Annotated in this window: 15 protein-coding genes and 2 tRNA genes; 9 read left to right on the top strand and 8 right to left on the bottom strand. The window is 62.3% G+C overall.

Translation table 11 applies throughout. The features are described 5' to 3' along the window. Positions 1 to 72 precede the first annotated feature (72 nt). The 4 genes from gorA to HU770_RS13075 all read left to right on the top strand — a co-directional run bounded on the left by gorA (position 73) and on the right by HU770_RS13075 (position 4,292). A complete protein-coding gene (gene gorA, locus HU770_RS13090) occupies positions 73 to 1,428 on the top strand; it encodes a glutathione-disulfide reductase (protein WP_047581926.1) in 1,356 nt (451 codons plus the stop codon). 288 nt (positions 1,429 to 1,716) lie between these two features. Continuing rightward, positions 1,717 to 2,280: an alkyl hydroperoxide reductase subunit C gene (gene ahpC / locus HU770_RS13085; RefSeq protein ID WP_033696855.1), complete on the top strand. Its 564-nt coding sequence runs from the start codon at positions 1,717 to 1,719 to the stop codon at positions 2,278 to 2,280. A gap of 203 nt (positions 2,281 to 2,483) precedes the next feature. Next, complete coding sequence (ahpF, locus tag HU770_RS13080) at positions 2,484 to 4,046, top strand: alkyl hydroperoxide reductase subunit F (protein ID WP_186663834.1); 1,563 nt, start codon at positions 2,484 to 2,486, stop codon at positions 4,044 to 4,046. Between the two features lie 57 nt (positions 4,047 to 4,103). Then, entirely contained in the window at positions 4,104 to 4,292 is a 189-nt protein-coding gene (locus HU770_RS13075; RefSeq protein ID WP_186659889.1) for a hypothetical protein, read from the top strand. Between the two features lie 4 nt (positions 4,293 to 4,296). On the opposite strand, the gene HU770_RS13070 is transcribed toward HU770_RS13075, so the two are convergent. From HU770_RS13070 to nhaR, 3 genes are all read right to left on the bottom strand, one after another. After that, positions 4,297 to 4,944 (bottom strand): DUF480 domain-containing protein, encoded by a 648-nt coding sequence (locus tag HU770_RS13070; protein ID WP_033696859.1) that lies wholly within the window; start codon positions 4,942 to 4,944, stop codon positions 4,297 to 4,299. Between the two features lie 88 nt (positions 4,945 to 5,032). Next, positions 5,033 to 6,244, bottom strand: a complete 1,212-nt coding sequence (sstT, locus tag HU770_RS13065) for a serine/threonine transporter SstT (protein ID WP_186663833.1) — start codon at positions 6,242 to 6,244, stop codon at positions 5,033 to 5,035. Between the two features lie 104 nt (positions 6,245 to 6,348). Then, positions 6,349 to 7,242: a transcriptional activator NhaR gene (nhaR, locus tag HU770_RS13060; protein WP_033696862.1), complete on the bottom strand. Its 894-nt coding sequence runs from the start codon at positions 7,240 to 7,242 to the stop codon at positions 6,349 to 6,351. 135 nt (positions 7,243 to 7,377) lie between these two features. Between nhaR and HU770_RS13055 the strand changes: the two genes are divergently transcribed. Further along, the gene (locus HU770_RS13055) at positions 7,378 to 7,617 is read left to right on the top strand and encodes a hypothetical protein (RefSeq protein WP_033696863.1); all 240 of its coding nucleotides are present in this window, start codon (positions 7,378 to 7,380) and stop codon (positions 7,615 to 7,617) included. Between the two features lie 28 nt (positions 7,618 to 7,645). After that, complete coding sequence (locus tag HU770_RS13050; protein ID WP_033696865.1) at positions 7,646 to 8,398, top strand: TerC family protein; 753 nt, start codon at positions 7,646 to 7,648, stop codon at positions 8,396 to 8,398. 77 nt (positions 8,399 to 8,475) lie between these two features. Here the strand turns inward: HU770_RS13050 and HU770_RS13045 are convergent, their stop codons facing one another. Next, positions 8,476 to 8,655, bottom strand: coding sequence for a hypothetical protein (locus HU770_RS13045; RefSeq protein ID WP_033696866.1), 180 nt, complete (start codon positions 8,653 to 8,655; stop codon positions 8,476 to 8,478). Between the two features lie 223 nt (positions 8,656 to 8,878). Between HU770_RS13045 and HU770_RS13040 the strand changes: the two genes are divergently transcribed. Next, entirely contained in the window at positions 8,879 to 9,565 is a 687-nt protein-coding gene (locus HU770_RS13040) for a peptidase C39 family protein (protein ID WP_033696868.1), read from the top strand. Positions 9,566 to 9,615: 50 nt separating this feature from the next. On the opposite strand, the gene HU770_RS13035 is transcribed toward HU770_RS13040, so the two are convergent. After that, on the bottom strand, positions 9,616 to 10,899 hold the full coding sequence (locus HU770_RS13035) for an FAD-binding oxidoreductase (protein ID WP_186663832.1): 1,284 nt from the start codon (positions 10,897 to 10,899) through the stop codon (positions 9,616 to 9,618). Between the two features lie 201 nt (positions 10,900 to 11,100). On the opposite strand from HU770_RS13035, the gene HU770_RS13030 reads away from it, so the two are divergent. Both HU770_RS13030 and HU770_RS13025 read left to right on the top strand, forming a co-directional pair. Beyond that, a tRNA-Val gene (locus HU770_RS13030) sits at positions 11,101 to 11,177 on the top strand. A gap of 183 nt (positions 11,178 to 11,360) precedes the next feature. Next, positions 11,361 to 11,437: transfer RNA gene (locus tag HU770_RS13025), tRNA-Val, on the top strand. A gap of 46 nt (positions 11,438 to 11,483) precedes the next feature. Here HU770_RS13025 and HU770_RS13020 read toward each other — a convergent pair. From HU770_RS13020 to HU770_RS13010, 3 genes are read right to left on the bottom strand one after another with little or no spacing between them, the layout of a single operon-like run. Continuing rightward, positions 11,484 to 12,764 carry a TRAP transporter large permease gene (locus HU770_RS13020; protein WP_186663831.1) on the bottom strand — a complete coding sequence of 427 codons (1,281 nt, stop codon included), beginning with the start codon at positions 12,762 to 12,764 and terminating at the stop codon, positions 11,484 to 11,486. Further along, positions 12,758 to 13,366, bottom strand: a complete 609-nt coding sequence (locus tag HU770_RS13015) for a TRAP transporter small permease (RefSeq protein ID WP_186663830.1) — start codon at positions 13,364 to 13,366, stop codon at positions 12,758 to 12,760. Before HU770_RS13015 ends, HU770_RS13020 begins: the two co-directional genes overlap by 7 nt. Before the next feature lie 26 nt (positions 13,367 to 13,392). Beyond that, positions 13,393 to 14,442, bottom strand: a complete 1,050-nt coding sequence (locus HU770_RS13010; protein ID WP_186663829.1) for a TRAP transporter substrate-binding protein — start codon at positions 14,440 to 14,442, stop codon at positions 13,393 to 13,395. Positions 14,443 to 14,475: the final 33 nt, after the last annotated feature.

Raw genomic sequence — 14,475 nt, 5'->3', positions numbered from 1 at the left:
CCCTCGGGGTGGCTTTTTTGTTTGCGGCGGCCAACGGCGGTATGCTGGGTGCCAGCCTAGGAGACTGAATAAATGGCCTACGATTTTGATCTGTTCGTGATTGGTGCCGGGTCCGGCGGTGTGCGCGCAGCGCGTTTTGCCGCGGGCTTCGGCGCGAAGGTGGCGGTAGCCGAAAGCCGCTACCTGGGCGGTACCTGCGTCAACGTCGGCTGTGTGCCGAAAAAACTGCTGGTGTATGGCGCGCATGTCGCCGACGAGCTGGAACAGGCCGCAGGCTTCGGCTGGACCCTGGAAGAAGGGCATTTCGACTGGGGCACCCTGATTGCCAACAAAAACCGGGAAATCGAGCGCCTCAACGGTATCTACCGCAACCTGCTGGTCAACAGCGGGGTGACCCTGTTGCAGGGCCATGCACGCCTGACTGGCGCCAACGAGGTGGAAGTCGACGGCCAGCGCTATACCGCCGAGCACATCCTCATCGCCACCGGCGGCTGGCCGCAGGTGCCGGACATCCCTGGCAAGGAACTGGCCATCACCTCCAACGAAGCGTTCTACCTCAAGGCGTTGCCGCGCCGCGTGCTGGTGGTGGGCGGTGGCTACATCGCCGTCGAGTTTGCCGGCATCTTCCAGGGCCTGGGGGCCGATACCAGCTTGCTGTACCGGGGCGATCTGTTCCTGCGCGGGTTTGACGGTTCGGTGCGCACGCACTTGAAGGAAGAGCTGGAAAAACGCGGCCTCGATCTGCAGTTCAACGCGGATATCCAGCGCATCGACCAGCTGGACGACGGCAGCCTCAAGGCCACCCTCAAGGATGGCCGCGAGCTGGTTGCCGACTGCGTGTTCTACGCCACTGGGCGGCGGCCGATGCTCGACAATTTGGGCCTGGAGAACACGGGCGTCGAGCTGGATGCACGGGGCTACATTCGCGTCGATGAGCAGTACCAGACCACCGCGCCGTCGATTCTGGCCATTGGCGATGTGATCGGTCGCGTGCAGCTCACCCCAGTGGCGCTGGCCGAAGGCATGGCCGTTGCGCGGCGCTTGTTCAAGCCCGAACAGTACCGCCCGGTGGACTACCAGAACATCCCCACTGCGGTGTTCAGCCAGCCGCCGATCGGTACCGTTGGCCTCACCGAGGAACAGGCGCTGGAGGCCGGCCATAAGGTGCAGATCTTCGAGAGCCGTTTCCGGGCCATGAAGCTGACCTTGACCGACATCCAGGAAAAGACCCTGATGAAGCTGGTGGTCGATGCCGAGACCGACAAGGTGCTGGGCTGCCACATGGTCGGGCCGGATGCCGGCGAGATCGTGCAGGGCCTGGGGATTGCGCTGAAGGCGGGCGCGACCAAGCAGCAGTTTGACGAGACCATCGGCGTGCACCCGACCGCGGCTGAAGAATTCGTGACGATGCGCACCGTTACCCGCTAAAAGCACCTCCGGCCTTTGTAGGAGCGGCCTTGCGTCGCGATGGGCTGCGAAGCGGCCCCAGGATCTGTGTTTCGACGCCGAAATCCTGGGGCCGCTTCGCAGCCCATCGCGACGCAAGGCCGCTCCTACACAAAGCAACCGCCGCTCAGCGCTATCTCTTCTATTAATAGACCCTGGTTATAGCCAAAACCAATCGCCAGCATCAGGTTTGCCAATGAGCCTTTCTGGGGGCCAGCGGTTAGGATTCTCTCCGTCAACTGATTTCAACCCCATGAAGGAGCGTCTCTCATGCCTATCATCAACAGCCAGGTCAAACCGTTCAACGCCACCGCCTTCCACAACGGCGAATTCGTTCAGGTAAGCGAAGCCGACCTGAAAGGCAAGTGGTCTGTCGTGTTCTTCTACCCGGCCGACTTCACCTTCGTTTGCCCGACCGAGCTGGGTGACCTTGCTGACAACTACGCAGAGTTCCAGAAGCTCGGCGTGGAAATCTACGGCGTGTCCACCGACACCCACTTCACCCACAAAGCCTGGCACGACACCTCGGAAACCATCGGCAAGATCAAGTACCCGCTGATCGGTGACCCGACCCACGTCATCTCGCGCAACTTCGACGTGCTGATCGAAGAAGCCGGCCTGGCCGATCGCGGTACCTTCGTGATCAACCCGGAAGGCCAGATCAAGATCGTCGAAATTAACGACGGTGGTGTAGGCCGTGATGCCAGCGAACTGCTGCGCAAGGTCAAGGCTGCCCAGTACGTCGCTGCCCACCCAGGCGAAGTCTGCCCGGCCAAGTGGAAAGAAGGCGAAGCTACCCTGGCGCCATCCCTGGACCTGGTCGGCAAGATCTGATCGTCGTCCGATAAGTGCCTGCGCGACGATCATGCTGCGTTGAAACTCATCGCCGTTCGGCACTTCACGAACGAATAGACGTTATGCGCCAGTCGAGGGCGGTAAGCAGCCGCCAAAGCTGAAGTACTTACCGCCCCGCCAAACGCCCGGGCGCTGTTGCCTGGGCGTTTTTGTATCTGCAGATTGAAAAAGGAATCGCCCGTATGTTGGACGCCACGCTTAAATCGCAACTGAAAACCTACCTGGAGCGGGTCACCCAGCCGATCGAGATCGTTGCTTCCCTCGACGACGGCGCGAAATCCCGCGAATTGCACGACCTGCTGGTGGAAATCGCCGGCCTGTCGAACCTGATTACCCTGCGCGCGGACGGGACCGACGCTCGTCGACCATCGTTCTCGCTCAATCGCCCTGGGGCTGACATCAGCCTGCGTTTCGCCGGCATCCCCATGGGCCATGAATTCACCTCCCTGGTGCTGGCGCTGCTGCAAGTCGGTGGCCACCCGTCCAAGGCCAGCGCCGAAGTGATCGAGCAGATCCAAGGGCTGCAAGGCGAATTCACCTTTGAAACCTACTTCTCGCTGTCGTGCCAGAACTGCCCGGACGTGGTCCAGGCGCTGAACCTGATGGCGGTGCTCAACCCCAACGTGCGCCACGTGGCCATCGACGGCGCGCTGTTCCAGGACGAAGTCGAATCGCGCAAAGTCATGGCGGTACCGAGCATCTACCTGAACGGTGAAGTGTTCGGCCAGGGCCGCATGGGCCTGGAAGAGATTCTGGGCAAGATCGACACCAGTGCCGGCAGCCGCCAGGCCGAAAAGATCAACGCCAAGGACGCTTTCGATGTATTGATCGTCGGCGGTGGCCCGGCCGGCGCTGCGGCCGCGATCTATGCCGCGCGTAAAGGTATCCGTACCGGTGTTGCCGCCGAGCGTTTCGGCGGCCAGGTGCTCGACACCCTGGCCATCGAGAACTTTATCTCGGTGCAGGAAACCGAAGGGCCGAAACTGGCCACTGCGCTGGAAGAACACGTCAAGCAGTACGACGTCGACATCATGAACCTGCAGCGCGGTGAAGCGCTGATCCCGGCCACCGATGGCGGCCTGCACGAAGTGCGTCTGGCGGGCGGTGCGTCGCTCAAGGCCAAGACCGTGATCCTGGCCACCGGTGCACGCTGGCGCGAAATGAACGTGCCGGGCGAGCAGCAATACCGTGCCCGGGGCGTGGCTTACTGCCCGCACTGTGATGGCCCACTGTTCAAGGGCAAGCGTGTGGCGGTGATCGGCGGCGGCAACTCGGGCGTGGAAGCGGCCATCGATTTGGCGGGCATCGTCGCCCAGGTGACCCTGATCGAGTTCGACAGCCAGTTGCGTGCCGACGCCGTGTTGCAACGCAAGCTGCACAGCCTGCCGAACGTCAAGGTGATCACCCGCGCACTGACCACCGAAGTGGTCGGCGATGGTGAGAAGGTGACGGGGTTGCGCTACAGGGATCGCGCCAGCGATGAGCTGCATGACCTGGCGCTGGAAGGCATCTTCGTGCAGATCGGCCTGTTGCCCAATACCGACTGGCTCAAAGGCACCGTCGAACTGTCGCCGCGTGGCGAGATCATTGTCGATGCCAAGGGCGCGACCAACATCCCCGGCGTGTTTGCCGCGGGTGATGTGACCACCGTGCCGTACAAACAGATCGTCATTGCGGTGGGTGAGGGCGCCAAGGCTTCGCTGGCGGCCTTCGACCACCTGATTCGGGCTTCGGCCCCGGCGTAAGTCAGCAGCAGCCTGAGGGTGTCTATCATTACCCCAGACACCCTCAGGAACCTCACCATGACCCTGATCAGCCGCGAACCCTGGTGGCTAGTGCCACCCAAGCCCGGGCAGAAAGAGCAGGACCTGCACTGGGGCTACCTGGAAATCTACGCCGACGGCCGCACCGTGTTCGTCGACCAGCGCCCCAGTGAGCGGGAGCTGGCCGAGCGCAAGAGCTGTCGCAATTTCCCCGACCCCGAGCACTAATGGCTCAGCCTTCGAGTTCGGCCAGGCGCGCCTCCAGCGCTGCAATCCGGGCTTCCAAGGCCTCCATGCGCTCTTCCGAAACACTGCCACCGCTGCTGCGGGCACCGCCTTCCTGTTGGCGTGCGGCCATGATCGCTTCGATTTCTGCCGGGTCGCCCAATGCATGGGTGTAGCGGTCTTCGCGCTGGCCTGCCTGGCGCGGCAGGTGCAGGGCAAGGTCCCTTGAAATCAGGCGTTCCAGCTGGTGCTGGATCTGCTCGGTGTCATCGAATTCATGCAGGCGGTTGCTGCGGCTGAGCAACTCGTTGAGGGTTTGCGGGCCGCGCAAGAACATCAGGCCCATCAGCACCAGTTGCGCCGGCACCAATTCCAGGGCCTTGTCCACCCGCTGCTCCCAGCGGTCGGCGCGGCTGCCCATCTGCAAGCGGGTCATGCCTTGGCCTTCGAGCGCCCGCAGGGCCTGGCCGACCTGGCCTTGGGTGAGGTTCATCACCGGTTCCCGGCTGGTCTTCTGGTTGCAGGCCAGGACCAGGGCATTGAGGGTCAGTGGGTAGCTTTCCGGGCTGGTGGCCTGCTTTTCGATCAGCGAGCCGAGAATGCGGATCTCGGTGCTGTTGAAACGGCCTTCACCTACGGTTTCGTGTTCGGACATGGCCCTGTCTCATTGCGAGGAAAAGGCCACTAGCGTAGGTAAAGCCGTTGATTAAGGCAATTGGGGCCGCAACACGGCCCCGACAGCCTCACGCCCCGCGTCGCTCCTCAGCCTGGCACGCCGCCGCCGTGAACAGCACGTCGGTCGACGAATTCAGCGCAGTCTCCGCCGAGTCCTGCAGCACACCAATGATGAAGCCCACCGCAACCACTTGCATGGCAATCTCGCTGGGGATGCCGAACAGGCTGCACGCCAGCGGGATCAACAACAGCGAACCACCTGCCACGCCCGAGGCACCGCACGCACAGACAGCCGCCACCACGCTGAGCAGCACGGCAGTCGGCAGGTCGACCGGGATACCCAGGGTATGCACCGCGGCCAGGGTCAGTACGGTGATGGTGATCGCTGCGCCCGCCATGTTGATGGTCGCGCCCAGCGGGATCGACACCGAATAGGTGTCTTCATGCAGGCCAAGGCGCTCCGACAGGGCCAGGTTGACCGGGATGTTGGCCGCCGAGCTGCGGGTGAAGAACGCCGTGATACCGCTCTCGCGCAGGCACAGCAGGGTCAGCGGGTACGGGTTGCGGCGAATCTTCCAGAACACGATCAGCGGGTTCATCACCAGGGCCACGAACAGCATGCAGCCAATCAGCACGGCCAGCAGGTGCAGGTAGCCGAGCAGGGCTTCGAGGCCTGACTGGGCGAGGGTGGCGCTGACCAGGCCGAAGATGCCCAAGGGCGCGAAACGGATGACCACGCGCACGATCAAGGTAACCCCGTTGGACAGGTCCTCGACCACGGTGCGGGTGGTTTCGCCGGCATGGCGCAGCGCCACGCCCAGGCCAATCGCCCAGGTCAGCACGCCAATGAAGTTGGCATTGAGCAAGGCGTTGACCGGGTTGTCGACCGCGCTCAGCAGCAGGTTCTGCAGGACCTCGGCGATACCGCCCGGCGCACTCAGCGTGGTATCGCCGGCACTCAGCACCAGGTGGGATGGGAACAGCATGCTGGCCACCACGGCCACCACCGATGCGGAGAAGGTGCCCAGCAGGTACAGCCACAGGATCGGGCGTATGTGGGTTTCCTGGCCGTGGCGGTGGTTGGCGATCGAGGCCATGACCAGAATGAACACCAGAATGGGTGCCACCGCCTTGAGGGCGCTGACGAACACCTTGCCGAGGAACGCCAGGTCGCGGGCGACGTCGGGTGCGAGCAGCGCCAGGGCGATGCCGGCCAGCAGGCCGATGACGATCTGCGTCACCAGGCTGGTGCGGTTGAGAAGGCGGAAGAAGGGGGTCATATGCAGCGATATCCCGGCATGTTCAAAAAGGGCGAAACTTTACCATAGACCTTTGTCGGGCAGGTTCGCGGTCTACAGGGTTCACGCGCGAAGCGGCGAGCACATCACCAGTGGAACAACTCCCGTCGCGCCCCCTCGGTAATGGCGACGATCCCTGGGTGCTTGACCTTGCGCTCCACCGAAATGGCATAGAACGACTCATGCACCGCTTCGGTCTGCCCGATCAGTTGCACGCCATACTGGCGGCATACTTCCTCGGCGATCACGCTGGGCGCCACGAAGATGCCGCTGCCCGATTGGCCAAACGCCTGCATCAAGGCGCTGTCGTCGAACTCGCCAACGATCCGCGGCTGTACCTGCTGTTCCCCCAGCCAGCGCAGCAAACGGCTACGCACCACGGTCTCCTGGCCCGGAATCAACAGCGGTGCATCGTCCAGGCAGGCAGGGAAGGGCCCGGCAAGGCGTTGCGCCAACGCCTGGGTGGCGAAGAAACTCAGGCCACACTCGCCGAGCTTCTGGCTGTAGCCCTTGATATCCAGGTGGTTGGGCATCGGGCTGTCGGAAATGACCAGGTCCAGGCGCTGAATCGCCAGGTCCGCCAGCAGCCGCTCGAGTTTGTCTTCCCGGCAATTGATGCGCAGCACCTCGTCCAGCTCCATGGTCGGCGCCAGCAGGCGATAGACGATGGATTTGGGGACCACGTCGGCCACCCCCACGCGAAACAGAATCTGCTCTTGCGGGCCGGCGCGCAGCATGGCTTCCAGCTCGCCGCCGAGCTGGAACATCTGCTCGGCATACACCAACGTCTGGCGGCCGGTCTCGGTCAGCTCCAACTGCCGACCGACCCGCTGGAACAATTCAAGGCCATACGTCTGCTCGAACAGGCTGATCTGCCCGCTGATGGTCTGCGGGGTGAGGTTCAACTGCTCGCTGGCACGCGCGATGCTGCCGGTCTTGGCCACGGCCCAGAAGTAGTGCAACTGGCGATAGTTGAGCATCGGTGTATTTCTCGATTCGTAAAAGCCGAAGTATAACCGCTGAAAATACGAATTTTCCTGATGTATTCGCCTCTCTAGAATGCGACTCCATGAGGCGCGTTGCGCGCCGCCGGAATATCGACAAGCGAGGAACCCATGTTGCAGCTTAAATCCATTGGCACGCCTTTGGTGCTGGCCCTGGCCCTGTTCACCCTGGCCGGCTGCGATCAGGCTGAAAAATCTGCCCAGCAGATGCTCGACCAAGCCGCCCAGTCGGCCAAGCAGGCCATCGACAAGACCAACGAAGCGGCCCAGCAGGCCCTGAGCGATGCCATCGGCAGCGAAGGCCAGCCGCCCAAAGATGCTGAAAAGCACGAAAAGACCCAGGACATCTGACCCCAAGACCCGATGCAGGATTGATTAAATGGAATATTTGCTGGAACTCGCCGCAAGCCCGACCGCCTGGGTCGCCCTCGCCACCTTGGTGGCCATGGAGATCGTGCTCGGCATCGACAACCTGATCTTCATCTCCATCCTGACCAACAAGCTACCCATGGAATACCGTTCCAAGGCGCGGCGCATTGGTATCAGCATGGCCCTGGTCATGCGCCTGGCGCTGCTCAGCACCGTGGCCTGGATCGTGCAACTGACCGAGCCGGTGATCGATGTGTTCGGCCACAGCTTCTCGTGGAAGGACATGATTCTGATCGCAGGTGGCTTGTTCCTGCTGTGGAAGGCCACCAAGGAAATCCACGAGAACGTCGACCCGCATGGTGCCAAGGAAGAGTCCAAGGCCGGTTCCACCATCACCTTGGGCTTTGCCGCAGCCATCGGCCAGATCCTGCTGCTGGATATCGTCTTCTCGATCGACAGCATCATTACCGCCGTGGGTATGACTGAGCACCTGCCGATCATGATCATTGCCGTGATCGCTGCCGTGATCGTGATGCTGGTGGCGGCCGACCCGCTGGCCAAGTTCATCAATGACAACCCGACCGTGGTGATGCTGGCCCTGGGCTTCCTGATCATGATCGGCATGACCCTGATCGCCGAAGGCATGGGGGCTCATGTACCGAAAGGGTATGTGTACGCAGCGATGGCCTTCTCGACCTTGATCGAGGTCCTCAACATCATGGCCCGTCGGGCGCGGCTCAAGCGCGAAGCGGCAGAAGGTTGATGTAAAAGGCGCAGGCCCACCGCTGGCCTTGAAGCCAGGGGTGGGCCCTGCGAATGGACCATCACAAAAGCGTGAGTTTAATGCGCCTCCACTTGCCGCCGTACCCTGTGCCCAACTTGAGGTTTGGCCAGGCCCTGCGGGGGCAGGGAGTGATGATGGGAATGACGCCGCACGATACGCAGTACACCCCACAGCATGGCGGCTGCGACGCTCAGCCACATACCTACCAGCATGAGGATTGCCAGGGTCAGGCTCATGTGTGCCTCCTTCTCTCGGGCAAGCGCGCTGTCAGCCAGGGCTCGCCTTACAGACACTGCTTTAGTCTAGCTCGACCCGTGTGACGTTCCATTGATCAAAGGTCTATTGCTTGGTCCGATTGGCTACAAGCCTGTGTCGGACTATACCCGCGCACCTGTGGGCCCTATGATCTGAGCCCAGAGCCGGGCGCTGCCTGCCTGGCATCGGAACAAGCGAGTGCCCATGGAGCAAGTTTCCTTCAAACCGCTGGCCTCAGCCCCCCGGCGGCTGCTGCTGGCCTGCCTGATGGCGGCCAGCCTGGCCGGTTGTGCCAGCGCACCGCCCGCGAACCTGAAAGGCCTGCCGCAGCGGGTCGAGATCAGCAGCGTGCCGTTTTACCGTGGCAATGCCAACCACAGCGGCGCCATGGCCCTGGCAGCGCTGCTTTCGCAGCAGGGGGCGCCGATCACGCCAGGCCTGCTGGACAAACCATTGAACCTGCCCCAGGGCGCCGAAACGCTGGACACCAGCATCCCCCGCGTGGCGCGTGACTACGGCATGGTGGTGTACGCGCTGGACAAGCAGATGGACGCCTTGCTGACGCAGGTGGCGGCGGGCAACCCGGTATTGCTGCGTTACGAGGAGGGTTCAGCCTGGTGGAGCGAGCCACGCTACGCGGTGCTGATCGGTTATGACCGCTACAAGCAGCGGGTACTGTTGCGCTCAGGCATGCACCGCAGGCAACTGATGGCCTTTGATGATTTTGCTTCGGCCTGGGCCAAGCAGGGCAGTTGGGCGGTGCTGGTGCAACCGCCGCGGCAACTGCCCGCCCAGGTAGACCGGCAACGTTGGTTGCAGGCGGCTGACGAACTGGCCCGAGCAGGGCAGGAAATCGCCGCGAAGCAGGCCGTGAACAGCCTGGGGCGGTGAACGTACACCGGCCTCGCGAAGAGGCCGGTGTTAGGTTACCGAGGTATCAATCAGAAGCCCAGGCGGTCACGCAGGCTGTAGTACCAGGCACCGATGGCGCTGAATGGCACACGCAGCATCTGGCCACCCGGGAACGGGTAGTGCGGCAGGCCTGCGAACGCATCGAAACGCTCGGCCTGGCCACGCAGCGCCTCGGCCAGCACCTTGCCTGCCAGGTGCGTGTAGGTGACGCCGTGGCCCGAGCAGCCCTGGGAGTAATAGATGTTGTCGCCGATGCGGCCAACCTGCGGCAGGCGCGACAGGGTCAGCAGGAAGTTGCCGGTCCAGGCGTAATCGATCTTCACGTTCTGCAACTGCGGGAAGGCCTTGAGCATCTTCGGACGGATGATTGCCTCGATGTTCGCCGGGTCACGCGCGCCGTAGACCACGCCGCCGCCGAAGATCAGGCGCTTGTCGCTGGTCAGGCGGTAGTAGTCGAGCAGGTAGTTGCAGTCTTCGACACAGTAATCCTGCGGCAGCAGGGTACGTGCCAGGTCATCGCTCAGGGGCTCGGTGGTGATCACCTGGGTGCCGCACGGCATGGACTTGGCGGCCAGCTCTGGCACCAGGTTGCCCAGGTAGGCGTTACCGGCGACGATGATGAACTTGGCGCGCACCTTGCCTTGCGGTGTGTGCACGACCGGGTTGGCGCCACGCTCGATACGGATGGCCGGGGTCTGCTCATAGATGATGCCGCCCAGCGACTCGACCGTGGCCGCTTCGCCAAGGGCCAGGTTCAGCGGGTGGATGTGGCCGCCGCTCATGTCCAGCATGCCGCCGATGTAGCTGTCGCATGCGACTACTTCACGGATGCGCTTCTGGTCCATCAGCTCGAGCTGGTTGTGGCCGAAGCGTTCCCACAGGCGCTTTTGCGACTCCAGGTGGCCCATCTGTTTAGGGGTGATGGCTGCGAACACGCCACCGTCTTTCAGGTCGCACTGGATATTGTACTTGGCGACACGCTCACGAATGATGCGGCCACCTTCGAATGCCATCTGGCCCAGCAGTTGTGCCTGCTTGGGGCCGACGGTGCGCTCGATCACGTCGATGTCACGGCTGTAGCTGTTGACGATCTGGCCGCCGTTGCGGCCGGACGCGCCAAAACCAACCTTGGCGGCTTCGACGATGCTGACCTTGAAGCCGTTTTCCAGCAGGAACAAGGCGCTGGACAGGCCGGTGTAGCCGGCACCGATGATGCACACATCGGTTTCCACCTCACCCTGCAGCGCCGGACGTGGCGGCACCGGGTTAGCCGAGGCGGCGTAGTAGGACTGGGGGTAGGGGGTGTTGGCCATGCTCGAGAAACCTCGTGTGTTATATTTTTAACGAATGTGGCGATGCTATCAATAATAATAAACACCCGCTAGTCGTCCGTTGAAAATCCTTTACCCGGCCGTCGCCGAAGCCTTCCTATAAAGAGGTTAAGATTCAGTAAGTTAGCGCAAAAAAAAGTGTTGACATGGTTTTCGGAGTGCGTAGAATGCGCACCACACGACAGGCACATAGCTCAGTTGGTTAGAGCACCACCTTGACATGGTGGGGGTCGTTGGTTCGAGTCCAATTGTGCCTACCAAATCGAAGAAGGGGCAATCCGAAAGGGTTGCCCCTTTTTTCATTGGGCGGCCTTGCGGGGGCGTCGATCCGGTCGAAAAGGGGCATGAAGCAGCCCCTCCGGTCAAAACCGAAAGTTTTTGATTTTTCTGAAAAAAAAGCTTTACAGGTACGCATTCGATCACTAATATGCGCACCACACGACAGGCACATAGCTCAGTTGGTTAGAGCACCACCTTGACATGGTGGGGGTCGTTGGTTCGAGTCCAATTGTGCCTACCAAATCGAAAAAGGGCGATCCACACGGATCGCCCTTTTTTATTGCCCGCTAAACGGCTGCCGGTAACCACAACGCCAGTTGTGGAAAGGCGATCAACAGCGCGATCAGCACCAGCAACGCCAGGCAGAACGGCAGCGCGCCGTACACCACGTCCATGAAGTTGCCCCGGCCACGAATGCTCTGCACCACGAACAGGTTCATGCCGAACGGTGGCGTAATCTGGCCCATCTCGCACAGCACGATCAACACCACCCCAAACCACAACGGATCGAAACCCAGTGCGACGATGATCGGTACGATCAGCGGCGCGGTGGTGATCAACATGGCCAGCGTGTCCATGAAGCAACCCAGCACGATGTAGAACAGGATGATCGCCAGCAGTGTGGCCGTGGGGGAAAGGTTCAGGTCAGTGACAAAATGGACCAGCGTGGTGGTCAGGCCAATGGAGGCCAGCACAAAGTTGAGAAAGAACGCCGACAGGGTGATGAACATGATCATGCCGGTGGTGCGCAGGGTTGCCTCGAACGCCTGACCGAGGCTCTGCCAGGTGATTGCCCGGCGCCATAGGCCCAGGCCCAAGGCGCTCAGCACACCCAGCGCTGCCGACTCGCTGGCGGTGGCGAAGCCGCTGTAGATCGAACCGATCACCAGGGCGAAGATCGCCAGTGGCGGCAACAGGTCAGGGAGGCAGGCCAGGCGCTCGGCCCAGCGCGTAGGCGCCTTGCGGCCGTCCAGCTGTGGCCGAATCAGGCAGGCCAGCACGATCAACGCGATAAACAGCACGCTCAGGATGATGCTGGGAATGGTCGCGGCCAGGTACAGCTTGGGCACTGACACGTTGGCGATCAGGGCAAACAGGATCATGTTGATGGAAGGCGGAATCAGGATGCCCAGTGTGCCACCGGCGGCAATCGAGCCGAGAAACAGCGGCGCGTTGTAGCCTTTGCGTTCCTGCTCGGGGATGGCCAGGGTCGAGAGGGTGGCCGCAGTCGCCACGCTGGAGCCGCTGGTGGTGGCGAACAGTGCGCTGGCGCCGATGTTCGAATTCATCAAGCCACCTGGCAGCCACGACAGCCACTTTTCGACGGCCTGGTACATCCGCCCGGCCACGCCTGAGCACACCAGCAGTTCGCCCATCAGGATGTACAAAGGGATTGCCACCAGAAGGAATTCGCTACTGGTATTCCAGGCAATTTCACCCATGGCGCTGCTTAACGGCAATGTCGAGAACAACTGCGACAGGGACATGCCCAGCAGGCCGACACTGACTGCAGCGGCCACGCTAAGCGCCAGCAGTGCGAGCAGCACGATCAGGGTGAGGCTCAGCATGGTTTGTGCCCCGTGCCAGCAGCGGGGCTGCCGGGGTAGCGTTCCTGCTGGATATCTTCCTCCACCGAGTTGATGCCGATCAGTTTGCTGACAGCGTGCCAGCGGCCGTGCAGCAAGTGGCGGGTGCAGGTGACCACCAGGCTCGACAAAGTCAGGGCAAAGAACACGTAGCCGCCGAACCAGAGCGATTGAGGCAGCCATTGTGGTACCTGCAGTGGCGTGTTTGACACTGAACGGTATTCGATGGAGTCCCACAGCACGTTCCACGCGTGGTAGGCCAATGTGCTGGCAAGCACCAGCATGCAGGCGAGGGCGAGCAGGTCGAGCGCGACCCTGGGGCGCAGGCCAAGGCGGGTGTAGAGGATGTCCACGCGGATGTGCGCGCGCTTCAGCAAGGTGACCGGGAGCGCCCAGGCGCTGGTGATCGCCAGCACGTAACCGGCTATTTCGTCGGCGCCGCCCATGGAGATACCCAGGGCCTTGCGCAAGATCAGGTCGATGCCGATCAGAAGGGCGCAGGTGAGCAGCGCGAAGCCGCCGACCCAGGTACTGGCCTTGGCAATGGCGCTGATGGCTCCCATGCCTGAGCGGGCGGTGTGCATGTGGGTAGTCTCCGAAGCAGGGTGGCTCATGGGGCCAGGCGCATGCCGATGGCATCGCCCACGGTGGCATTCCAGCGTGCCACGCAGGGGCCGCCGCAGCGTTTGCCCCAGTCGTTGGCGATGGTCAGTGCGGCCTGGCGCAGGGTCTGCTGCTCTGCTGCGGTCGGGGCCGAGGCGGTCATGTGTGCGGGGTGATGAATCTGGCAGTCAGGGCCGCCGACATTGCAGGCCTGGGCATAGCGGTTCTCGTTGGCGGTCGCTTGCCACAGGGCCTGCTCCAGCACTTGCGATTGCACCTGCAGCAATTGCTGCACCTCGGGCGGCAATTGCTGCCAGCGCTTCAGGCCGATGCCATAGAAGCCGATCGACCAATCCACGGGCAGGTTGTAAAGGTAGCCTGCAACGTCGTACCACTTGGCGGCGTTGCCCGAGCCAATGCCGGTGATGGCGCAGTCGATGACGCCGGTTTGCATGGCGGTTACCACCTCGGCAAAGGGCAGGGTGACGGGCGCCGCGCCCATGGCCTTGACCAGCTCGGCCATATTGCGCCCACGAGTGCGCACTTTCCTGCCCTTCAAGTCAGCCAGCGAGTGCACGGCATCGCGGCAAAAGAAGACCTGCGCGGTATAGGGGACGGTGGCCAGCAACTTGATGCCGTGACGCTCGGCCATGCGTTGTTCGAGCACCGGCTTGTAGGCGTTGGCGACCCTGTGGGCGGTGTCGATGGTATCGGCCAGGCCGGGCAGGTCCACACCTTCGAAGGTGGCATCGTCGCCGGCGACGAAGGCGAACACGCCCATGCCGATATCGACTGCGCCAAAGCGCATCAGGCGAATGATCTCCGGGCCTTTCAGGCCACTTTCCGACAACCCCAGCAGTTGCGCGGTGACCCTGCCTTGCGAGCGCGCGGGCAACGTCTGATTCCAGAAAGGCTGTTCAACCGCCCGGAACGTGTAGTTGTGGCTGCCACCGCCCACCACGTTGAAGCGCATCACGGGGTAGTCTTGCGCGCGCGCCGGCGAGGTACCGAGCAGCGCGCCGAACGCCAGGGGGATGAGCAGCGAGCTGAGTTTCACGGTAGTCCTCTTGTGCTTGTTCGGGAGCTACTT

Origin of the sequence: Pseudomonas sp. SWRI68 (assembly GCF_014269165.1) — a bacterium.
GTDB classification, from domain to species: Bacteria; Pseudomonadota; Gammaproteobacteria; order Pseudomonadales; family Pseudomonadaceae; genus Aquipseudomonas; species Aquipseudomonas capeferrum.
The sequence above is the reverse complement of the archived record's forward strand: the minus strand, read 5'-3'. Positions and strand labels throughout refer to the sequence as shown.